A 20,309-nucleotide genomic window follows, 5' to 3' on the forward strand; every position below is an offset into this window, starting at 1 on the left:
TGATGGGAGCTAGTTTTGCTGATAAAGTTATTGACTTTAATAGAAACCTTAATTATAACGGTAAGCTGCCACATAATTTTGAGGTGTTGAATCCATATTTTGACAATCCGGAAACGATGGCTGTTATGGAGCAGTTTTATAAAAAGTATTATAATGATTCCATACAAAGAAAGTTTATGGTAGGAATTAATCCCAGCAGACATGGCGCTGGTGTAACTGGAGTACCATTACAGATACAAAACAACTTGAAAGTGTTTGTGGGATAGCAATGCAATCTGCACGTACGCATGAGGTTTCATCTGTTTTCATGTATGATATGATCGAACAGTATGGAGGAGCCACTGAATTTTACAAAGATTTTTATATAAACTCTCCTTTTCCCTTAGCAATCGTAAAACGATCCGGAAATGGCTGGCTTAATGCTAATTACTATGATGATAAGGAGCTATTTTCTGATGTTAAAGATTTTATGATTGAATCCTTAAAAAAGCATATTAGTTTAAATCTTGATACTTCAGAAGTATTTGTTTTAGGAAAGAAAAATGCAGATTTTATCTCAAAACTGAATAAAGAAGCAAATCTCTTTGAAAAAATGACCATTCTTGAACATCCCAGATATATACAGCAATATAAACTAAAAGAAAAGCAAAGCTATATTGATAAATATATACTTGCATTAAAAAACAAATCCCTTGAATAGCTCAAGGGATTTTCCATTTGTGTAGTAGAATCTTTCACGGTACAATGATAGCTTATGATATTATTTTCACGGTTATTAGTTTTTATCGTCGTAAGCTATTTCTTTATGATCTTATTTGATCCCAAAGGAATTTTAATTAGATATGCTCTTGCAGGGAATTTAGAGATATCTTTTTCATGTACTCCTTTTTTAATTTCTGTGCTTTTTAAGAGCTGGCACTGTAGCAGGAAAAAAGCAGCATATTTAGTATCTCAAAGGAACAATAATAATGGGACCCGAAAGTAGAGTAGAAAGTACCAAATTGATGCATCCGTATTTCTACGTAATAGGCTTAAAATAGAATGACATGCTGATCACTATTTTGCAGGTCAATTTGTTGTGGTTAAATTTTCGTTAACAGGCTGTAATTCGTATTTTTGTAAGAATCCAATTTAAATTAAAATGAACGAATTTGTAGTCTCAGAACTTAAAAACAATATCGCAGAAATCACCTTTGGGACCCCTAAAAGTAACTCACTTCCTGGAGCGATTCTGGAAAAATTAGCACAAACGATCTTAGATGAAGGTGCAAAAGATGAAGTAAAAGCTATTCTTGTAAAAAGCAGTGGTGAAAAAGCTTTTTGTGCCGGTGCTAGTTTTGATGAACTTCTTGCTATTGAAGAATTAGATGCATCTACAAGGTTTTTTGGAGGATTTGCTAAGGTACTGAATGCGATGAGAAATTGTGGTAAAATAGTTGTGGTAAGAGTTCAGGGAAAAACGACAGGTGGAGGAGTAGGTATTGCCTGTGGAGCTGATTATTGTTTTGCAACAAAGGATTCTGCCTTGGCTTTGACTGAAATTAATTTAGGTATTGGTCCTTTTGTAATAGGCCCGTATGTTGAAAGGAAAATAGGAAAATCACAATTCTCTGCAATGGCGATTGATGCAGATTTCAGATCTGCTGAATGGGCTGAACAACATAATGTTTATCATTCTGTTTCAGAAAATATCGAAGAAATGGATGCTAAACTGGATAAATTTCTACAGATATTAGCTTCCAGAAGCAGTGATGCTCTTGCACTTATTAAAAAGGTATCATGGGAAGGAACAGAACACTTCAATGAATTAATGCCGGAAAGGATTCATATGAGTGCTAGTCTTATCCTGGAAGAATCTGCAAAGAAAAATATTGAGTCTATTAAAGAAAAATTAAGAGTTAAGTAAAGGCTTACTTCATAAATAAAAAAACCGTTGAAATAATCAGCGGTTTTTTTATTTAAATAATCTTCGAAATATTTTTAAGTTTCAGAAAAATATTTAACTTTGTATTTCAAAGTTCTTTATATGGATTCAAAAAACTACCACGAAGATCTATCCCACATCCGTTCTATGATGGAACGATCTTCCAGATTTATTTCATTGAGTGGATTGTCTGGTGTTTTTGCCGGACTTGCTGCCATTGCAGGTGCAGTGTATGTGTATTTTGTTTTTCAGAGAGAAGGAATCGATTATTTTGATGGAGATCGAAATATCTACAATCCTTCTTTAGTGAGAGAATTAGTGATTATAGGAACTTTGATCTTATTTGTTGCGGTACTGAGCGGATACTTTTTTACAGCGAATAAAAGCAGAAAGCAAGGATTGAAAATATGGGATGCTACGACAAAACGTCTGCTATTAACGTTTTCTGTTCCATTAATAACAGGAGGCGTAGTATGTCTGGGTCTTTTATATCATCACCTTTTTCCATTGATTGCCCCTGCGACATTAATTTTTTACGGTTTAGCACTCGTGAATGCTGAGAGATATACTTTAACTGATGTCAAATATCTGGGCTATTGCCAGATTATACTAGGGTTAGTTTCCCTTTTCTTTGTAGGATGGGGATTAGTAGCGTGGACGCTGGGATTTGGTTTTTTACATATAGTGTATGGCCTCATTATGCATAAAAAATATAAATAATGATTTAAATTTGCAGCTCTAAAAAAGTAATACTGTATACTATACCTACCACCAAAGATTATGATTAAAATAAATCAGCTCAACAAAGAATTTGAAAGTCGGGTAAGATTAGGCATTATGTCTGTTCTTATGGTTAACGATTGGGTTGATTTCTCGGAAATGAAAGGATTATTGGAGATTACTGATGGTAACTTGGCCAGTCATAGTAACGCTTTGGAAAAGGCTGGATACATAGAAATAAAGAAGGAATTTGTTGGGAAAAAACCTAAAACCTCTTATAGGGTTACCCAGAGTGGAAGAAAGGCTTTTTCTGATCATTTAGATGCTCTTGAAAAATTAATAGGCAGATAAAACTAATTTTTTTATCAATTAACTTTGTAATTCAAAGTTCTTTGTTTTTATTCAATATATAAAAATAGTACATGACAAGAAAAACGTTTTTAAAAAAGCTCTTTCAGCTCGCTGTAGTAGGATCCTTTCCTGCTCTATACTCATGGCAGGTAGAGCCTTTTTGGGTGGAGTTTGTTGAACGTAAGCTTCCCATTAGAAACTTACCGGTGAACCTTGAAGGTAAAATTTTGATGCAGATTTCCGATTTGCATGTAGGTAACCGATTTGACTGGAATTTCCTTATTGAATCTTTCCATAAGGCTAAAAAATTTAATCCGGATTTTGTAGTGTACACCGGTGATTTTGTAAATCACGGAACACTGGACGAACAAAACGATTTAAAAATAGTAATGGAAGAAGCCGTATATGGAAACCTTGGAACATTTGGAATTTTGGGAAATCACGATTATGGACCAGGGTGGAAAGACATTGAGCTTTCCAGGAGTATTTGTCGGATTTTAAATAGCTATGGAATTGAGATGCTAAATAATGATCAAAATAACCGGTATGGAATCAACTTTATTGGATTTGAGGATCTGTGCTCACCCAATTTTGATCCCTTGAAGGTTATGAAAGATTTAGATCAGTCTAAAGCGAATCTGATTCTTTGCCACAATCCTGATGTTTGTGATAAAGATGTATGGAACGGATATCAGGGATGGATCCTAAGCGGGCATACCCATGGCGGACAATGCCGGATTCCCGGTGTGATCACTCCCATACTCCCTGTTAAAAATAAGAAATATGTTTCCGGAGAAATTGATTTGCAGGATGGCAGAATGCTTTACATCAACCGGGCAATCGGACATTCTTATCAAGTTCGGTTTATGGTTCGTCCGGAAATTACTGTTTTTACCTTAACAAAAGCTTAAAATAATATGGATAATAAAGAAATTGTGAATATAGGAAAATATGTTTTCTGGCTTTCATTTTTGCTTGGGAATATATGCCTGTTCGGATACCTTGTCAGCAGAATTGATGTATTTGCGATAGGAGGCTTCTTATTGCTCATTTTTGGATCCATCTTGAATTTATTGGTCATCGCCGGACTTTTAATTTATGGGTCGATATATCATGCCAAGCTTCATGCTTGTTTACAATCAATCGGAATATTATTAATCAATATCCCTATCGCCTGTCTTTATACTGTTATTGGAGTTAATCTTAATTAAATAATCAACTATGAAAAAATTACGTGTTCAGTTTTTACTTTTTGTATATGATAAAACTCAAAAGTTTTACAGAAGATATTTTAAGAAAAAGAAAAGACAATGGCAGTTCAACGAAAAACAACTGCTTAGTTTCAATGAAGATACCTTAGGCCGTAAACTGGGGGAATTTTATAAGCGTCATGGATTTACCATGATTCCTAAAATGGAAAATCACGATGTTCATCATTTGATTACAGGTTGCGGAACTAATTTCGAAGATGAAATTGCCATGCAATATCTGCTGTTGGGAAATGGAAAACTTAATGCCCATCTTCTGGCAGCAATCATATTAGGAACTTTGATTTTACCGGAATATTCAAAAATGTACCTGCAGGCATTTCGGAAAGGTCAAAATATGAGGTCCTTTCATCATTGGGATTTTGAAGCTTTGCTATGGCAAAATTTTGAAAATCTGAAAGATTTTATTCAGCAAAAAAATACAATAACTTATTATTAAATATCATGAAAACACATCACTATATACTCCTTACAACCGTCTTATTTATTATTCTTTTTTATAACGAAAATGTAGGTTTAAATCTTGGACTGTTAGGTATTGCTTATGCGTTACTAACATGGTACAAAACACCAAAGTCAAACAAAACAAAAGTATTTTTCATGCTTTTTTTCACAAGTATTTTTTCTTCAGTAGCTTTTGCCTGGTATGGAGATTTTGCTTCTTTTGTGGCGGTTGTAAGTTCACTTCTGCTTTTATCTTACAGATCAGGAAATAAAAGACTAAAAATTCTCTTCTTGATTCCTGTTTTTATAGTGAACTGCTTTACTTTTTTATGTCGATTTTTTAATTTTGATAGTTGGCTTCCCCAAAAAAATATTTCGGGGTTAGGACAGAAAATATTTGCCTTTATCTTGATTCCATTGGTATTAGTTGCTGTTTTTTTTTGGAATTTACTCTGTAGGAAGTGATCATTTTGCCAGCTTGTTTACGAATATCAAAATAGATATTAATATTTGGGAACTGTTCTGCATAACAGTATTGGGGATGTTTATCGCTTTCAATTATTGGAATTATGCTGTAGAAAAAATCATTTATAAACAAAATCATTTTTTAGATGATACTTTTCACACGAAAGATCGAATCGTACAATCAACATATTCTTTTCTTGATATTGATGCAGAAAGGATGAGCGGTATAATCTCGTTTTTAGCATTAAATGTATTATTGATCTTTTTTATCATCACTTATAATTACGAACTATTCTACGAAGCTTCAAAAACTCCCGGCCAGCTTTCAGAAGAAACCCACCAAAGAGTAAATGCTGTGATCATGTCTATTATTATGTCTATTCTGGTGATTATGTTTTATTTTAAATCCGGATTTAATTTTGATCCAAAAGCCGGGCTTATGAAAAACCTGGCTAAGATCTGGATTTTTTTTAAATGCGGCACTGATTATTTCCACGATGATAAAGAACTCCGAATACATTATCAATTATGGTTTTACATATAAAAGGCTTGGAGTATATGCTTTCCTGACTCTTTCATTGATTGGTTTGACAATGACGTATATTAAAATTCAATACAGAAAAAGAAATGCTTTTCTGTTTAATACAATGACATGGTATTTTTATGGAACAATTTTGGCTTGTAGTTATATCAATTGGGGAGGATTAATTACTTCTCACAATATGAAGCGAAGTGATTTTAATGCTGATTATCACTTCACAGAAATCAACTTTAGTGAGAAAAGTTTACTGAAGTTTGCTGCCGAAAAAAAAGATATTATACTAAAAAAAACAAATTATAAGTAAAGTGAAACAAAAGAAATCATTTTCTTTCTTGTCAGAAGTACTTTACTATGAAACACTAAAAGAATAACTATTATGAAAAAGTCCTTATTGCTGATCCCATTGATTATTGTTTCTTGTAAAAAAGAACCAAATGTAAACGAAACAGCCAACAAAGATTCGATCATGATTTCAGAACAGCCGGGTCCAGAACATTCAGTAGATTCAGCTGCTATAAGAAAAAAAAGATTCTATCATTAATAATTCTCCCGTCACCAAACATGTCTTAAAAAAAAGGTGTGATGAGAAGTGAGAAAGATGGGCAAATAATAAGAACTGCCGATGCCTCACAGCTTCCATTTACAGTAGGAGAGCAATTTACAAAAGAAGGACAGGAGCTGATTCTCAAAATCACAAATTATAATAAAAGTGATATCAAGGCATCCATTTCTACAAAAGAAAAAGATTTTAATATTCGTTTCAATCAGATAAAATTGCCAAATGGAGAATACGATGGTCCTTTTGGAAGAGATATTTTTTATCAGATGGCGGGCAAGGGTGAAGTATGGCTAATTATAGGCAAAAGTAACATGGCTTCCGGAAACACAAAAGGAAGTTTTTCAGTAAGCGTCGAATAATAATTCTTTGGTATAGTTTCTGCAAGATAATTTTTGTATTAAGATTTACAATTATGAAAAATATATTTTTAACTGCAGTGGCAGCTTCTGTTGCCCTTGTTAGTTGTGGAACAGTACAGTCATTGGTTCAGAATACGTTTCCTTACACGGCTAATGTATTAGTATCCACAGGGGTGCCTGCTGATAAAGAGGTGTCTTCTACGGCTACTGCTTCTAATGTACAGACTTGGTTTGGTGGGAATAATAATGCTAAAATAAAAGATGTGAGATTGGCAGATGCAAAAATCTCTGTGGTTTCTCCTTCTGGTGGCAACTTAAGTGCTTTTAAAAACATTAAAGTTTATATTTCTTCAAATGGTACGGGTGAAAGACTTGTTGCATCAAGATCCAACATCTCTTCAAATAGTTCCAGCTTAAACCTCGATCTTAATAATAATGGATTTTTGGATGAGGTCGTAAAGAGCAACGGACTTACAGTAAGAACAGTTTATGAACTGAAAAATCAGACAAGTTCAGATATGAACTTAAAAGTAGCATTGAATTTCAGCAGTATACCTGCGAATTAGTTTTTATAAAAGTTTATTAGGAAAAAGGTCTTTCAAATTTTGAAGGACCTTTTTGTTTGGGTTATTGTTTTATTAATTTTTCAATGACTTTTCTTTGACTATCTGATGCAATAATAAGGTAATTACCTTTTGGCAAATTTGTAATATTTATCTTTTTATCGGATGATGTTTTTCCTTTTAAAACAATCTGTCCGGCTAGAGTAAGGACTTCAAAATTGATAGTTGCATTTTCGGTATTTCGAACAAAAATATAGTCTGAGGTGGGATTAGGATAAATTTCTATTTTTAATGGGCCTGCAATTACATTTTTTGTAGAAAGTGTATTGCTGCTATTTTCCAAGGACTCTATGGCGGCTTTAATGTTAGGTAATGGACCTATTTTTGTGGTAAGGTTTCCGCCCTGAGGAATTCCAGTATTAACTAATAAACTTCTCATTTCGGATGGACTTAAAAATTGTCCTGTTTGCTGGAAATTAAAAGATTGGATCAATATGGCAGCCGAAGCGACTATTGGCGTTGCTGAACTCGTTCCGTTAAAAAGATTGTAAGTTCTGTTATTATCATTGTCATATTTAGCCCAGGAACCATAACCTGCAGCTAAAACATTCTGTCCCCACCCCTGAACATCTACTCGTGAACCATACGTGCTGAAACTTAATTTAGAATGCTGGGTTGTATTAGATCCTGCTCCAACAACAATTGCGCCACTATTTCCTCTTGCATTATAGGCCGAATAGAATGATGCATCCAAATTTTCATTTCCGTTTCCAGCTGCCGCAATAACAATAATTCCCGAATCAGTAGCCGCTTTTGTGAGATCCCAGATTACATTGTTGTATTCGGCCAGAACATAGTTTGAATTCTGTCCACCAGTTTGCATTTCATACAGAATGATATCCCCTGCCTGGGATGCGTTAATTGATCTGCTTACTGCCGAAGCTCTGTTATATGAAGTTGTTGTCCATTCTAAATATCCCTTCATTTCAGTGGCATTGTATGCTGTTCCTGAAAGCCCGATATTATCTTTGGCAGAACCCATAATACTCATTACCGAGGTACCATGATCCAGAAAACTATAATATGAGCTGCTTGGATTGGTTAATGATGGATTAGGTGAAACACCTGATTCAAATTGTATGGCATTCTGACTAACGAGCATCTCATGAGATTTATGAAATCCATATTCAACATCACGTATTCTCACATTTTGTCCTGTAATTCCTCTTGACCAGGCATAATTGACATTAATTCCCGGATTGTCCAGTAGATAAGTCTGTGAACTTTCCAAATTTGGAGTAGCAGCATAGGTGTTAATAAAAGGAGGAGTGATAGGTTCATTACTCATTAGTGATGCATATTCGATTTCCGGAAACTTTTCAAAATCTTCTGCAAGCTTCAGAATATCTTTATTACTTTTAACAGGAGACTCTACTTTGTAAATCCTCTTTAGCTTTTCAATAGATTCACCAGTTTTTTTGTTCTTTTTACTGGATTCAACCATTTCACTCAGTTTCCTGTCACTCAATTCAAAATCATAAATAAATGAAAGGTCATTTTTTTTAACAAAATCTTTAAATGAAGAGTTTGTACTCATTGCATACCTAATAATGTCCTCTGCAACGGGAGCTTTTGAAAAACAGACGTAAATAGAGTGGGATTTCGAATCTTGTTCTAATTGAAATTGCCCCTTTCTGTTTTGGCCAAAAGATAGCACAAAACAGAAAATTACCAGAAGGAAGATTTTTCTTTTCATAATTTTTGTATTAAAATTTCAATATTTAGTGAAATAAATATATTTAATTCTATTGATATTTTAATAATAACTTTATGAAAATTAGTAATCTATGATTTTGTTTGGCTATCCATTACAATAGTGACGGGACCATCATTAATTAAAGAAACTTTCATATCCGCTCCAAAAATTCCGGATTCTGTTTTTAACCCTGACTTTGCCATCTCTGCTTTGAAATAATCAAAAAGAGGAATTGCTTTATCGGGTTTTGCTGCTTTTATAAAAGAGGGACGATTTCCTTTTTTGTAATCAGCGATCAATGTAAACTGGCTGATACAAAGGATTTCTCCTGAAATATCTTTTAATGAAAGATTGAGTTTGTCATCTTCATCAGCAAAAACCCTTAGGTTCAGTATTTTTTGTACGAGCCAATCTGCATCTGCTTTCTCATCATTTTCATCAATGCCAACTAGGAGCATAAAGCCTCTGTTGATTTCACCGACGATTTTGTCTTCTACTTTTACATTGGCTTCTGAAACTCTCTGTATTACAACTTTCATAAATTAATAATAAACATTTAATACTCTGGTATTGGGATTATAATTGTAAGGATAAGTTTTCGGAGGTACATTCGTTCCTGACGAAGGTTGGCCGGTAAGTAAAATCCATTTAGCGTTATCCTTTGGACAAATGATACTAATATTGTCTTTTACTTCAAGTGTAGTATCATTATCAGGGCATATATGAGGTGCATTTCTATCAAATACCATAAACTGATTATCTGATCTACGGACAATAATTAAACCCCGTGTTCCTGATTGTTGCTCATCCACATAGATCCATCCACCTACATAGTTCAAATTATTATATGCAGCTAAATTAAGGTTCAAGGTTACGTTAATTGGAGTATTGGGAAAGCAGCTTACCGTGTCTTCCCGACTTCCGCAAGAATTAACAGATATATTACTGATTATCAGTAAAGTGGAAAAGAATAAGATTGAAAAAGTTTTTTTCATTTCAATTTAAATTTTTATATATTTGTAAAAATTAAACGATTACAACACGAAAACATTGTCCGGCAAATGTCGGATTATTTTTTTATACTAAAACTAAATTTTGAAAATTATGGCAAGCTATGTTACAAAGGAGGGGTTAGATAAAATGAAAGCTGAGCTTGAGCAGTTGGAAACTGTAGAAAGACCTAAAATTACTCAACAGATTGCAGAAGCTAGAGACAAAGGTGATTTGTCTGAAAATGCAGAATATGATGCGGCAAAAGAAGCTCAGGGGATGCTTGAAATGAGAATTTCTAAACTGAAAGATGTTATTTCAGGGTCTAAGATAATAGATGAAAGTCAGCTAGATACTTCAAAAGTTTCCATTTTAACAACTGTGAAACTAAAAAATAATGCAACGCAACAACAACAGATATTTACTTTAGTTCCTGATAATGAGAGCGACCTTAAAAGCGGCAAGATCTCTGTAAATACACCTATTGCAAAAGGTTTGCTAGGTAAAGTTGTGGGGGAGACCGCAGAGATTGTTTTACCGAACGGAAATAAATTATCTTTCGAAGTACTTGAAATTACCCTGTAGGGATAAATTAATACATGTATAATTCTCTGAAGTAAATTTTTTGATGCATATGAGTACTATATTCACAAAAATCATTAATGGCGAAATTCCTTCCTACAAAATAGCAGAGGATGAAAATTTTGTTGCGTTTTTAGATGCAATGCCCTTAGTTAAAGGACATACATTAATAGTCCCTAAAAAAGAAGTGGATCTGATCTTTGATCTGGAAAGCGATGAGTATAAAAACCTGTGGGGATTTTCACAAAAGGTTGCCAAGCAGATTAAAAAAGCAATTCCTTGTATTAGAGTAGGGATTGCAGTGGTAGGCCTGGAAGTTCCTCATGCACATATTCATTTAATACCACTCAATACAGTGGAAGATATGAATTTTAAAAATGAGAGACTGAAATTAACGGATGAAGAGTATACCGAAATTCAAAAATCAATTATTAATTCTTAAAAATCAAGAAATCGTAAAAAAGAAATTTTTTACGATTTTCTTTAACATATATATTATATAAATAGTATGAATTCAAACCAATGTTCTTTTTGTGGCAGAAAAAGAAATGAAGTGCAGATGCTTATTTCTGGTCAGAATGGCTTTATCTGTGAAAACTGTATAGAACAAGCTCATGCGATTGTAAAAGACAGTGCTACTAAAACTGAATTTTCACCTGCGGAAAATATAGATACGCTAAAAAAGCCAAAGGAGATTAAAGAGTTCCTTAACCAATATGTGATCGGACAGGATCAGGCAAAAAAACAACTTTCGATTGCTGTATACAATCATTATAAAAGATTGCTTCATGCACAGGATGAAAATAGAGAAGTAGAGCTTGAAAAGTCCAATATTATCATGATCGGTGAAACAGGAACCGGAAAAACTTTGCTGGCCAAGACTATAGCAAGAGAACTTAATGTTCCTTTTTGTATAGTAGATGCCACGATTTTAACCGAGGCCGGATATGTAGGAGAAGACGTTGAAAGTATTCTTTCAAGACTTCTTATGGTTGCAGATTATGATGTGGAAAAAGCTGAAAAAGGAATTGTATTTATTGACGAAATAGACAAGATTGCCAGAAAATCTGATAATCCAAGTATTACAAGAGATGTTTCTGGGGAAGGTGTTCAGCAGGGGCTTTTAAAATTGCTTGAAGGAAGTATTGTAAATGTTCCACCACAAGGAGGAAGAAAACATCCGGATCAGAAATATATCCAGGTTAATACCCAGAACATACTATTTATTGCTGGCGGTGCTTTTGACGGTATAAAGGAAATTATCGAGAGAAGAATGAACAAGCAGGCAATAGGTTTCAGTACTGAAAAGATAAATAATGTAGATGAGGATGAATATGTATTAACAAATATTAATGCAATAGACCTTCGTTCTTTCGGATTAATTCCCGAACTTTTGGGAAGATTTCCAATCATTACATACCTCGAAAAACTAACAAAAGAAACGATGGTACGTATCATGAAAGAGCCCAAAAATTCAATCGTCAATCAGTTTATTGAGCTTTTTAAAATGGATGGCACAGAATTGGTATTTACGGATGGTGCTATTGAAAAGATCGTGGAGGAAACCCTTGATAAAGGATTGGGAGCCAGAGGACTTAGAGGAACTACCGAAAAAGTCTTGGAAGACTACATGTTTGCAATAGGTGAGGAAAAGAAAATAGTATTAACTGAAGATAATATTATTGTTAATAAATAAAAATAATTTTTTTATTATGAAAAAAATCATACCTTTGCGGGTGAGATTGTATTATAACACACACAAATAATTTATACAATGAGAAAAAGTTTATTTGCTATAGGTCTTTTAGCAATTAGTTATTCTGTTCAGGCGCAGATATTATGTCACGTAGACGCTAATGCTAATATGTATGTAAGTAAAGGTACCCTAGTTTATAGCGGGGGAGGTTTACAAATGAAAGCTAATGGTACTATAGAAAACCATGGAAACTTTATGGTTTCTGGTACAGCAACTGATCTTGTCAAGACTATTGATGCGTCAAATGCTGATAAGACAGAAGCAAACGGAGGAGGTAATTTTATTAACAAGCTTAATGAGCCTACGGCTTATGCATCTGTTAATACAAACAATTCTACAGCAACTCCCGTTTATACTTACGGACAATTATTCATCACAGGTGTTCCACAAGCAAACATTACCGGAATTGTAGACCAAGAATTCAGACAGATTCGTCATGGTGATTACCAGCAAGTTGGTATGCCATTCTTTATGAAAACTCCAGCTACGCTTAGTGCTGAATTAGGTAAAACTTTTAATGGAGTAAGAAACTCTAAAAATGGAATCCTTCACTGGGATAATACAAGAGCAGAATGGCATCATTTACCTAATATCAATGGGATTTATAAATTTGCGGATGCTGCTTATGCATATGCTTATTGGATCCTGGGAGGAAACGGCCTTGATGTAAGTAATGTAACACGTACTGTAAAAGGACGTCCACTAAGTGATGTAGATGCAGCACAGGTGAGTGTAACCTTAAAAAATGCAGGAACAGTTAATTTTGGTGCTAATGGTTCTAATTTAAACGATTACAAGGAAAAATACAACAGCTACATTCAGGATGGTTTTGAAATAGCAGCTGGTGGATCAGTTTGGACAGGTAATTATGGTAAAAACTGGTATCAATTTGCCAATCCTTTTATGACCAATCTTGATTTATCTAAGATTGCATACAATGAACCAGCGGCAAATGGAGATGGAGTAAATCTTAGCAATATTTATGGTGTTAGACTTGATGTTTCAGGTGTTGTAACCAATCAAAATGGAAGTAGTTCAAATTCTTATAAAGCAATTACGTTTGCTGCAGGTGTTCCAACAGGAGATCTTGACTATATGATGATAAGACCTATGGGGGCATTTGCTATTAAACTTAATAATAATAACAATACTGACGTTTTAAACTTCGCGAATCTAAGAAGATTTAATTATTATAGCAGAGCTGCTAATACAGACTATAATGTTACTGCAAGCAGAAGTGCTGCTAGTGGCACACAAGGTACTGTAAAGCAATTAGGAGTTATTGCTCTGGATGCTAACGGTAAAGAAATAGGAAGAACATATTATGTAGTTTATCCTAATGGAACGACTGGAAATTCTGTTGCTGCAAAAACTCAGTATACAGCTTCAACAGCAGACGTTATTGGAACTTTTGAAGAAAGCGTTAATGGAGGGTATGATTATAACGTTACTTCAAAGTATTGGTTATATATCAACGAAGCTAATGAGAATGACTTTAAAGGGAAAAATGTGATGTTAGCAACTTATAACAGCAACATTAAATCCTTTAAATTTGAGCTTAGAGAAAATGGTGAGTTGGTAAGTAATGGAACACATCAGTTATCTTCTGGTACTGGTTACTATTATAAAGCTCCAAACGGAACTGTAACAGAAGCTAAACAAGGTGATGTTATTCCTGCTACAGCAACTGAATATAGCCTTTATTATGGAGCACCTAATGCTTCTACAGCAAGAAGTGTTGCAATGGATGGAACAGCTGTTAAGCCTTCATCAAGGACTAAAGTAATTTATAACCCAGATATTACAAACTATATTGTAAGATTTGACCCAGATTGGAAAAAAGCAGATATTGAAGTTTATGATATGAGTGGTAAACTGGTAATCTCTAAAAAAGCAGTTAATACTTCTACAGATTTTGTAATTGAATTAAATAATTCTATCAAAAATTCTTACGTTGTAAAAATTGTTTCAGATAAGGGAGAAACTGTTAACACTAAAATCTTAAAATAAAATATATGAAAGCTTTAAATAAATTAATATACAGTCTTTTCTTCTTTTGTGCTTTCCTGGCTAATGCTCAAGGAAGTTCAGGCCCTGGAGGAGGGCAACCACCACAACCGGGTGATGGTGGTGGTAGTGTAGGCCCTGGGGCTGCGCCAATTGATATGTATGTTTATTTACTATCGATTGTTGCCATCTTATTCATTGTATTTTTTACAAGAAAATATAAGGGTCAAAAAATATAAAAATTTAATTAAAATATTGAAAACTCTCTGATTAATCAGAGAGTTTTTTTATTTTTACATTATGAAAAAGATATTTGTATTATCAGCAGTTTTATCTGCTTTTTCTTTACAGGCACAATTCACAATTACCGTTCAGGCACCGGCTGATTTTAAAGATCAAGATGCAATTCTATATACATTAAATGGTTCCAAAGATGTTATTTTTACAAAAGAGCAGAGTAAAAATAATGTATGGACTTTTAAATATCCGCAGAACTATGTTGGTATGATGAAAATGTATTTTCCTACTACCAATAATACATTCAATTTCATATCAGAAAATAAGAATGTAAACATTAAATTAGATACTCAGGGTAATAAGATCAAAGATGTTATTTACCAGGATGAGTCGAATAGTTTAATGAGTAAACAACAAGATGGTTCTCAGAAAAAAGAGCTTATATTACCGGCATTAGCACAGATTAAAGAATACTATAAAGATAATACAGATTTTGGAAAAGCTCTGAAAGCAGAAATATCAAGATTATCAGGAGGCCTTGGAGAAGTGAACTCCACGGACCATCCGTTTATTTATTACTATAATACAAACTATAGTAAATTTTTAACTAATGACCCTAATAAAAAGGTATCACAGGAAGAAATAATCAATTTTATTGATAAGTCTAATGATATGCTTGAGACATCATCATTGTTGAGACCTGTATTGGTATCTTATCTTAATTCTGGTGGAAACAGCAATGTTGGAGCTTCTGTAGATAAATTACTTGACCGGTTAAAGGTGGAAACACCACGGGGTCAAACGGTATTATCCGAGTTGATTGACATTTTTGATGTGTATGAAATGGCTGATTTAAAGAAAAAATATCTTGATCAGGCTAAAGATCTCAAATGTACGATTACAGACAGGTTAGCATCAACACTTAAGGCAAATGCCAATGTACAGATCGGAGCAACTTTTCCTAATTATAAATTCCAGGCTCCGGTTAATACAAATGCCAAGTCTATTTATGATGTAAAAGCAGATAAGAAAATCATTGTTTTCTGGTCTTCCACATGCTCTCATTGTGAAACTGAATTGCCAAAACTTTTGGAGAAATATAATGATTTAAAAGCGAAGAATGTTCAGGTAATTGGGCTTTCTTTGGATGTAGATAAAGAATCTTACAATAAAAGAATTACCGCGTTTCCTTGGATTAATGATTCCGAGCTAAGAGGATGGAATAGTAGTTATAGTGAAACTTATAATATTCATGCAACTCCGACTTATTTTATTTTAGATGCTAACAATAAGATAATCAATAAACCAGACCATGTTGCCGATGTTTTGGAGTTTTTTAAGCTAAAATAATTTTGGAGGTTTAGAAATATTTTATATATTTGCACCACCAAAAAGGCGAGGTAGCTCAGTTGGTTAGAGCGCAGGATTCATAACCCTGAGGTCACGGGTTCAATTCCCGTCTTCGCTACTATAGAAAGGAAAAGTAATAATTTACTTTTCCTTTTTTGTTTTCTGCAAATATTGTAAAAGATGATACCCATTAATATTTATTCTCATTCTTGGTTCCGAATCTCCGTAGTTTTCTTAGAATAGATATCAATTCAGCTTTATAAAAAGAATTTTGTAAGCATTTATATATAAAATGTTTTTATGAACTAGTTATGGCTAAATAACACAATTGACGTGCATATGATTATGTGATAAACATTACTATTGATATGTGATTACTAAAGATTATATAAAAACCACAACTATTAGTTGTGGGTTTTTATATATTGTGATTTGGCTCTATTAGCTTTGATATCCCAATAGTTTTCTGATTTGATAGAAAAACCTTTCGATGAGTCTTAGATCCTGAGTAACAATATCAGCATTACCTCTAAGCTCTTTATCAAATGTGAGATTTCTGTTATATGATGTTTTTAAGCCTTTAGGAAGTAGAACATCTACGTAGTAATTCCCCTTTTCATCGGCAGAGAGAGAGATATTCTGTACTTTACCTTCCACAATACCATATTCCTGAAACCGGTAATTATCCAGTTTGATCAAAACCTTTTCTCCGGGAGCAATTTTTCCAGAGTTAGTAGGAGGAACATACATTCTTCCAACTAAATTTTCTTTATTCCGAGGTAATATAGATAAGATCGCATCCCCTGTTTTTACAAATTGGTTTTCTCCAAAGAATTGCTGAAAGCTGGCAATACCATCTGTAGAAGAAATAACAAGGAAGTTCTGCTCCCACTGTTTCATCGATTTTCTTAATTGCTCAAACAATTGCAGGCATTGTGAAGAGTAATTAATTTTATCCTTTTCCGTATTGATAGCAGTCCCGCTTTTAGTTTTGTTAAGGTTGGATATTGCTTCTTCCATTTGAGATAAAGAAATGGTAATATTTTCCAGATTTTGTTGAGCCTGGATGTATTTTATTTTTTCCCCTTCAAGTTCTACGGAAGCGATGACTCCCTGGTTAAAAAGTTCCTGTGATCTTTGATAGCTTTTTTTTTGTAAGCTCATATTTAGCTTGTTCAAGTTTCTTTTGTTGTTTTGTCGTGGCAATCCTTACCCTGTATTCAGAAATACTTTGGTTAGCAGCAAGATTTTCAGGAGCGTAAGGCTGAAGTCTTGTAAATAATTCCTGATCCTGAAATGCTTTTGCAAAATTGTTATAATCTCCCTGAAGCTCTCCTAATTTATAATGAGACGTTTCATTTATAGGAAAGGAAGCTAAGTGAGTAGGAGAAAGAGAGTCGATGATTTTTTTCAGAGCAAGAACATCTTTATAATTGGCAGCAGACTGCATAACCATAAGGACATCATTTTTCTTAACCTCCTGATGGTCCTTGATAAAAATTTTTTCAATTTTAGAATTTGTTCTGGCCTCTAATTTTTCAGGTGGGTTTTGGGAAGTAACCACAATAGGAGCTGACACAAACTCAGGATATTTTATTATATAACTCATAATTAAAATGAGGATAAGGATAATAAATATGATGGTGTTTCCCCAGCGTATCATCCAATGGGGCGGTCTTGTAAGAATATCCTGAACACTTTCCGAACGAAGCTCTATATTATCTAAAATTTCTTTTTCCATATTAAAATAAACAATTGAAAATAAAAATCCTCAAATAGAGGATTTTGCTTTAATCTCTATAATGCTAAAAATTATAGGGGTAAATTATAATCACATTTGGGATCATTTCCCATTTCAACACCTGGAATTACTCCTCCCGGGCAATATCTGTTGCATGCATTCCACACTTTATCATTTCCTATAATGCAAAAACAATTGCATGGGTATGCAGGAATTGGGCCTGCACCATTTACTTCTTTTAAAACTTGTCTTTTGATTTTTTTTTAAATTGTTCATAATTAATATTTTATGGGATTAGTGTAGTGAAGTTAATAAAAAACGCAGATTAATTTCCTAATTCAAGCTGATTTTTTACGAGTCTGTAATATTCCCCCTTCAGAGCGACAAGCTCAGTATGGCTTCCTTCTTCCACTACCTTTCCTTTATCTAAAACAATAATCTTATCTGCATGCTTTACGGTGGAAAGTCTATGAGCAATGACAATGGCTGTTTTACCTTTGAAAAACTGTTCAAGGTTTTCCATAATTACTTTTTCATTGTTTGCATCCAATGCGGAAGTTGCTTCATCAAAGAAAATGTATTCCGGGGATTTATAAACTGCCCTTGCGATGAAGAGCCTTTGCTTTTGTCCACCACTTACGCCCACACCTTCATTTCCTATTTTGGTATTATAGCTTAGTGGAAGTTCTTCAATAAACTCTTTTATATTCGCTATTTCTACTGCTTTCCGTAACTTCTTTTTATCAATATGATCTTCACCTATCGCGATATTATTAGCAATGGTATCATTGAAGATATAGCCTTCTTGCATAACAACACCACAATGATCCCTCCAGAATCTGGGTGAAACATTTGTTAGTTTTGTGTTACCAATTTTAATATCTCCCTGATTGGGTTCATAAAATTTCATTAACAGTTTGAGCAAAGTTGTTTTACCGCTTCCACTGGCTCCCACAATTGCTGTTGTTTTTTGATATGGAATACTCAGATTAAGATTTTCAAACACATAAGAATCCGAGCCTATATATCTGAATGAAAGATTTTCTATGTCTATATCCTTTTGAGGAAGGTCTGAAACATATTGTTCATCTTTATTCTCTTCGTCCTCTTTATCATGTATTTCTCCTAGTCTTTCAAGGGAAATTTTAGCATCCTGGGTTTGTTTGATAAAATCAATGAGCTGTAAAAGGGGACTGTTAAGCTGGCCTATGATATACTGTACAGAAAGCATCATCCCTAACGTGAGGTTTCCATCTAAAACCAGTTTAGCGGAAAGAAAGCTTACCAGAATATCCTTCATCTGATTAATAAAGTTACCTCCTACAGATTGCCATTGTTCTAGAGAAAGAGATTTGATCCTGATTTTAAACAGCTTAACCTGAAGGAATTCCCAATCCCAACGTTTCTGTTTCTCTGCATTATGCATTTTTATCTCCTGCATTCCATTGATGAGTTCGATAACTTTACTTTGTTCCTGAGAAACCTGGGAAAATCTTTTATAATCCAGCTCTTTTCTTTTGCCTAAAAAGAATGTGATCCATCCAATATATAAGATAGCTCCCACGAGGTAAACAATAAACAGTCTGTAATCATAAAGAAGTAATACTATACTGAAGATAATTAGGTTAACAAGTGAAAATAACGTGTTAAGTGATGAATTGGTCAGAAGCTGCTCAATTCGATGATGGTCATTAATTCTCTGCATAATATCTCCTGTCATTCTTGTATCAAAGAAACTGATAGGGAGTTTCATAAGTTTGATAAAGAAATCCGAAATAATAGAGATGTTGATTCTTGCAGAAAGGTGAAGTAAAATCCAGCTTCGAATAACTTCAATTCCCATCCTTCCTATAAAAAGCATGATTTGTGCAAGTAAGACCAGGTAAATAAAATGCAGATCCTGGTTTTGTATTCCCACATCTACGATACTCTGAGTAAGAAAAGGGAATAAAAGGGATAATAAACTTCCTGCCAATAATCCTACAGCAAGCTGAATAACCAAAGACTTATATTTAAATAAATATTTAGAAAGAAAGGAAAAACTAGCCTTACTTTCCTGATCATCAAATTCTGTTTGAAAGAAAGCTGGAGTTGTTTCAAGGATAAGAACAATTCCTTCCTCTGTATTTTCAGTGGCATTTTCACCAATCCATAATTTGATAAACTCGTCTTTATTGTAGGTGATGAGTCCATAACTTGGATCAGAAATATATACTTTATTATTTTTATCAACTTTATAGACTACGACAAAGTGATTCTTATTCCAATGTACTATACATGGAAAAGGAACTTCTTCAACAAAAGTATTAAAGTCCACCTGAACTCCTAATGAACGGAATCCTAAATCCTCAGCAGCATCACTCAGCCCTAATAAACTACTTCCTTCACGTGTAGTTTCAGAAAGGCTGCGGATTTGTTGTAACGATATACTTTTACCATAATGTTTGCTGACTATTCTAAGACATGTAGGACCACAGTCTTTAGCGTCAGGTTGCCTGTAAAAAGGAAATTTCTTCAAAATTCAAAATCATTTAAAAATGCCGTCATATTTTGACGACATTTTTTATTAATATTTTTTATACTAATTGTCATTATTTCTAGTAATTGCCGTCCATCAGTAAACATCTTTTGGACATTATTACCCTGCAAATTTCTGAAGGACAATAATCAGAATATAACACAAGTCTTCCGTTGGA

The 20,309-nt window shown here is 33.8% G+C and carries 23 protein-coding genes, 1 tRNA gene and 1 pseudogene; 19 read left to right on the forward strand and 6 right to left on the reverse strand.

All coding sequences use genetic code 11. From position 1 onward, the window contains the following. Window positions 1–2: 2 nt before the first annotated feature. The 12 genes and pseudogenes from ACJ5H0_RS15465 to ACJ5H0_RS15520 all read left to right on the forward strand — a co-directional run bounded on the left by ACJ5H0_RS15465 (window position 3) and on the right by ACJ5H0_RS15520 (window position 7,197). Window positions 3–700: pseudogene (locus tag ACJ5H0_RS15465) on the forward strand (SMUG2 DNA glycosylase family protein). Window positions 701–1,141: 441 nt separating this feature from the next. Further along, window positions 1,142–1,906, forward strand: coding sequence for an enoyl-CoA hydratase/isomerase family protein (locus ACJ5H0_RS15470; RefSeq protein WP_172284276.1), 765 nt, complete (start codon window positions 1,142–1,144; stop codon window positions 1,904–1,906). A gap of 120 nt (window positions 1,907–2,026) precedes the next feature. Beyond that, window positions 2,027–2,644 (forward strand): hypothetical protein, encoded by a 618-nt coding sequence (locus ACJ5H0_RS15475; protein WP_411250235.1) that lies wholly within the window; start codon window positions 2,027–2,029, stop codon window positions 2,642–2,644. Window positions 2,645–2,704: 60 nt separating this feature from the next. Continuing rightward, the gene (locus tag ACJ5H0_RS15480) at window positions 2,705–2,995 is read left to right on the forward strand and encodes a winged helix-turn-helix domain-containing protein (RefSeq protein ID WP_172284273.1); all 291 of its coding nucleotides are present in this window, start codon (window positions 2,705–2,707) and stop codon (window positions 2,993–2,995) included. A gap of 71 nt (window positions 2,996–3,066) precedes the next feature. Continuing rightward, complete coding sequence (locus tag ACJ5H0_RS15485; protein ID WP_411250239.1) at window positions 3,067–3,906, forward strand: metallophosphoesterase; 840 nt, start codon at window positions 3,067–3,069, stop codon at window positions 3,904–3,906. A 6-nt stretch (window positions 3,907–3,912) separates the two neighbouring features. After that, complete coding sequence (locus tag ACJ5H0_RS15490; protein ID WP_273650636.1) at window positions 3,913–4,206, forward strand: hypothetical protein; 294 nt, start codon at window positions 3,913–3,915, stop codon at window positions 4,204–4,206. A gap of 10 nt (window positions 4,207–4,216) precedes the next feature. Next, on the forward strand, window positions 4,217–4,702 hold the full coding sequence (locus ACJ5H0_RS15495) for a Coq4 family protein (RefSeq protein ID WP_172284268.1): 486 nt from the start codon (window positions 4,217–4,219) through the stop codon (window positions 4,700–4,702). Between the two features lie 432 nt (window positions 4,703–5,134). After that, the gene (locus ACJ5H0_RS15500; RefSeq protein ID WP_411250245.1) at window positions 5,135–5,716 is read left to right on the forward strand and encodes a hypothetical protein; all 582 of its coding nucleotides are present in this window, start codon (window positions 5,135–5,137) and stop codon (window positions 5,714–5,716) included. Beyond that, window positions 5,670–6,017, forward strand: a complete 348-nt coding sequence (locus tag ACJ5H0_RS15505; protein WP_411250247.1) for a DUF4153 domain-containing protein — start codon at window positions 5,670–5,672, stop codon at window positions 6,015–6,017. Before ACJ5H0_RS15500 ends, ACJ5H0_RS15505 begins: the two co-directional genes overlap by 47 nt. 72 nt (window positions 6,018–6,089) lie before the next feature. Further along, on the forward strand, window positions 6,090–6,254 hold the full coding sequence (locus ACJ5H0_RS15510) for a hypothetical protein (protein ID WP_411250250.1): 165 nt from the start codon (window positions 6,090–6,092) through the stop codon (window positions 6,252–6,254). 41 nt (window positions 6,255–6,295) lie between these two features. Continuing rightward, window positions 6,296–6,631 carry a hypothetical protein gene (locus ACJ5H0_RS15515; RefSeq protein WP_411250254.1) on the forward strand — a complete coding sequence of 112 codons (336 nt, stop codon included), beginning with the start codon at window positions 6,296–6,298 and terminating at the stop codon, window positions 6,629–6,631. 53 nt (window positions 6,632–6,684) lie between these two features. Next, entirely contained in the window at window positions 6,685–7,197 is a 513-nt protein-coding gene (locus tag ACJ5H0_RS15520) for a hypothetical protein (protein ID WP_306615000.1), read from the forward strand. A 61-nt stretch (window positions 7,198–7,258) separates the two neighbouring features. Here ACJ5H0_RS15520 and ACJ5H0_RS15525 read toward each other — a convergent pair whose 3' ends face one another. The 3 genes from ACJ5H0_RS15525 to ACJ5H0_RS15535 form a co-directional block, all read right to left on the reverse strand. Next, window positions 7,259–8,950 (reverse strand): S8 family peptidase, encoded by a 1,692-nt coding sequence (locus ACJ5H0_RS15525; protein ID WP_411250259.1) that lies wholly within the window; start codon window positions 8,948–8,950, stop codon window positions 7,259–7,261. Between the two features lie 89 nt (window positions 8,951–9,039). After that, complete coding sequence (gene dtd, locus ACJ5H0_RS15530; protein WP_411250262.1) at window positions 9,040–9,489, reverse strand: D-aminoacyl-tRNA deacylase; 450 nt, start codon at window positions 9,487–9,489, stop codon at window positions 9,040–9,042. A gap of 3 nt (window positions 9,490–9,492) precedes the next feature. After that, window positions 9,493–9,945 carry a hypothetical protein gene (locus ACJ5H0_RS15535; protein WP_172284259.1) on the reverse strand — a complete coding sequence of 151 codons (453 nt, stop codon included), beginning with the start codon at window positions 9,943–9,945 and terminating at the stop codon, window positions 9,493–9,495. A 109-nt stretch (window positions 9,946–10,054) separates the two neighbouring features. Between ACJ5H0_RS15535 and greA the strand changes: the two genes are divergently transcribed. The 7 genes from greA to ACJ5H0_RS15570 all read left to right on the forward strand — a co-directional run bounded on the left by greA (window position 10,055) and on the right by ACJ5H0_RS15570 (window position 15,990). Beyond that, a complete protein-coding gene (gene greA / locus ACJ5H0_RS15540) occupies window positions 10,055–10,525 on the forward strand; it encodes a transcription elongation factor GreA (RefSeq protein ID WP_172284257.1) in 471 nt (156 codons plus the stop codon). Between the two features lie 49 nt (window positions 10,526–10,574). Further along, window positions 10,575–10,964 carry an HIT family protein gene (locus ACJ5H0_RS15545; protein ID WP_411250268.1) on the forward strand — a complete coding sequence of 130 codons (390 nt, stop codon included), beginning with the start codon at window positions 10,575–10,577 and terminating at the stop codon, window positions 10,962–10,964. Window positions 10,965–11,030: 66 nt separating this feature from the next. Further along, window positions 11,031–12,218: an ATP-dependent Clp protease ATP-binding subunit ClpX gene (clpX, locus tag ACJ5H0_RS15550; protein WP_411250271.1), complete on the forward strand. Its 1,188-nt coding sequence runs from the start codon at window positions 11,031–11,033 to the stop codon at window positions 12,216–12,218. A 78-nt stretch (window positions 12,219–12,296) separates the two neighbouring features. Beyond that, complete coding sequence (locus ACJ5H0_RS15555; protein WP_411250274.1) at window positions 12,297–14,288, forward strand: T9SS type A sorting domain-containing protein; 1,992 nt, start codon at window positions 12,297–12,299, stop codon at window positions 14,286–14,288. Between the two features lie 5 nt (window positions 14,289–14,293). After that, window positions 14,294–14,524, forward strand: a complete 231-nt coding sequence (locus ACJ5H0_RS15560; protein ID WP_411250277.1) for a signal peptidase — start codon at window positions 14,294–14,296, stop codon at window positions 14,522–14,524. A 61-nt stretch (window positions 14,525–14,585) separates the two neighbouring features. Continuing rightward, a complete protein-coding gene (locus ACJ5H0_RS15565) occupies window positions 14,586–15,872 on the forward strand; it encodes a TlpA family protein disulfide reductase (protein ID WP_411250280.1) in 1,287 nt (428 codons plus the stop codon). A gap of 44 nt (window positions 15,873–15,916) precedes the next feature. After that, window positions 15,917–15,990, forward strand: a tRNA-Met gene (locus ACJ5H0_RS15570). Window positions 15,991–16,313: 323 nt separating this feature from the next. Here the strand turns inward: ACJ5H0_RS15570 and ACJ5H0_RS15575 are convergent. The 3 genes from ACJ5H0_RS15575 to ACJ5H0_RS15585 all read right to left on the reverse strand — a co-directional run bounded on the left by ACJ5H0_RS15575 (window position 16,314) and on the right by ACJ5H0_RS15585 (window position 20,131). Beyond that, entirely contained in the window at window positions 16,314–17,036 is a 723-nt protein-coding gene (locus tag ACJ5H0_RS15575; protein ID WP_411250283.1) for an HlyD family efflux transporter periplasmic adaptor subunit, read from the reverse strand. Then, window positions 16,990–17,613: an HlyD family secretion protein gene (locus ACJ5H0_RS15580; protein ID WP_411250286.1), complete on the reverse strand. Its 624-nt coding sequence runs from the start codon at window positions 17,611–17,613 to the stop codon at window positions 16,990–16,992. The genes ACJ5H0_RS15575 and ACJ5H0_RS15580 overlap by 47 nt, the downstream gene beginning before the upstream one ends. A gap of 325 nt (window positions 17,614–17,938) precedes the next feature. Next, entirely contained in the window at window positions 17,939–20,131 is a 2,193-nt protein-coding gene (locus tag ACJ5H0_RS15585) for a peptidase domain-containing ABC transporter (protein ID WP_273650643.1), read from the reverse strand. Between the last annotated feature and the right edge of the window lie 178 nt (window positions 20,132–20,309).

The sequence above is a fragment of the Chryseobacterium proteolyticum genome (assembly GCF_046591535.1).
Lineage (GTDB): Bacteria > Bacteroidota > Bacteroidia > Flavobacteriales > Weeksellaceae > Chryseobacterium > Chryseobacterium proteolyticum.

Bases quoted from the DNA above. Each gene is read 5' to 3' on its own strand.
- ACJ5H0_RS15555 (WP_411250274.1), top strand. From the start codon at position 12,297: ATGAGAAAAAGTTTATTTGCTATAGGTCTTTTAGCAATTAGTTATTCT.
- ACJ5H0_RS15485 (WP_411250239.1), top strand. From the start codon at position 3,067: ATGACAAGAAAAACGTTTTTAAAAAAGCTCTTTCAGCTCGCTGTAGTA.
- ACJ5H0_RS15560 (WP_411250277.1), top strand. From the start codon at position 14,294: ATGAAAGCTTTAAATAAATTAATATACAGTCTTTTCTTCTTTTGTGCT.
- clpX (WP_411250271.1), top strand. From the start codon at position 11,031: ATGAATTCAAACCAATGTTCTTTTTGTGGCAGAAAAAGAAATGAAGTG.
- ACJ5H0_RS15580 (WP_411250286.1), bottom strand. From the start codon at position 17,613: ATGGAAAAAGAAATTTTAGATAATATAGAGCTTCGTTCGGAAAGTGTT.
- ACJ5H0_RS15565 (WP_411250280.1), top strand. From the start codon at position 14,586: ATGAAAAAGATATTTGTATTATCAGCAGTTTTATCTGCTTTTTCTTTA.
- ACJ5H0_RS15480 (WP_172284273.1), top strand. From the start codon at position 2,705: ATGATTAAAATAAATCAGCTCAACAAAGAATTTGAAAGTCGGGTAAGA.
- ACJ5H0_RS15545 (WP_411250268.1), top strand. From the start codon at position 10,575: ATGAGTACTATATTCACAAAAATCATTAATGGCGAAATTCCTTCCTAC.
- ACJ5H0_RS15505 (WP_411250247.1), top strand. From the start codon at position 5,670: ATGATAAAGAACTCCGAATACATTATCAATTATGGTTTTACATATAAA.
- ACJ5H0_RS15510 (WP_411250250.1), top strand. From the start codon at position 6,090: ATGAAAAAGTCCTTATTGCTGATCCCATTGATTATTGTTTCTTGTAAA.
- ACJ5H0_RS15575 (WP_411250283.1), bottom strand. From the start codon at position 17,036: ATGAGCTTACAAAAAAAAAGCTATCAAAGATCACAGGAACTTTTTAAC.
- ACJ5H0_RS15535 (WP_172284259.1), bottom strand. From the start codon at position 9,945: ATGAAAAAAACTTTTTCAATCTTATTCTTTTCCACTTTACTGATAATC.
- ACJ5H0_RS15525 (WP_411250259.1), bottom strand. From the start codon at position 8,950: ATGAAAAGAAAAATCTTCCTTCTGGTAATTTTCTGTTTTGTGCTATCT.
- dtd (WP_411250262.1), bottom strand. From the start codon at position 9,489: ATGAAAGTTGTAATACAGAGAGTTTCAGAAGCCAATGTAAAAGTAGAA.
- greA (WP_172284257.1), top strand. From the start codon at position 10,055: ATGGCAAGCTATGTTACAAAGGAGGGGTTAGATAAAATGAAAGCTGAG.
- ACJ5H0_RS15515 (WP_411250254.1), top strand. From the start codon at position 6,296: ATGAGAAGTGAGAAAGATGGGCAAATAATAAGAACTGCCGATGCCTCA.
- ACJ5H0_RS15475 (WP_411250235.1), top strand. From the start codon at position 2,027: ATGGATTCAAAAAACTACCACGAAGATCTATCCCACATCCGTTCTATG.
- ACJ5H0_RS15495 (WP_172284268.1), top strand. From the start codon at position 4,217: ATGAAAAAATTACGTGTTCAGTTTTTACTTTTTGTATATGATAAAACT.
- ACJ5H0_RS15520 (WP_306615000.1), top strand. From the start codon at position 6,685: ATGAAAAATATATTTTTAACTGCAGTGGCAGCTTCTGTTGCCCTTGTT.
- ACJ5H0_RS15470 (WP_172284276.1), top strand. From the start codon at position 1,142: ATGAACGAATTTGTAGTCTCAGAACTTAAAAACAATATCGCAGAAATC.
- ACJ5H0_RS15490 (WP_273650636.1), top strand. From the start codon at position 3,913: ATGGATAATAAAGAAATTGTGAATATAGGAAAATATGTTTTCTGGCTT.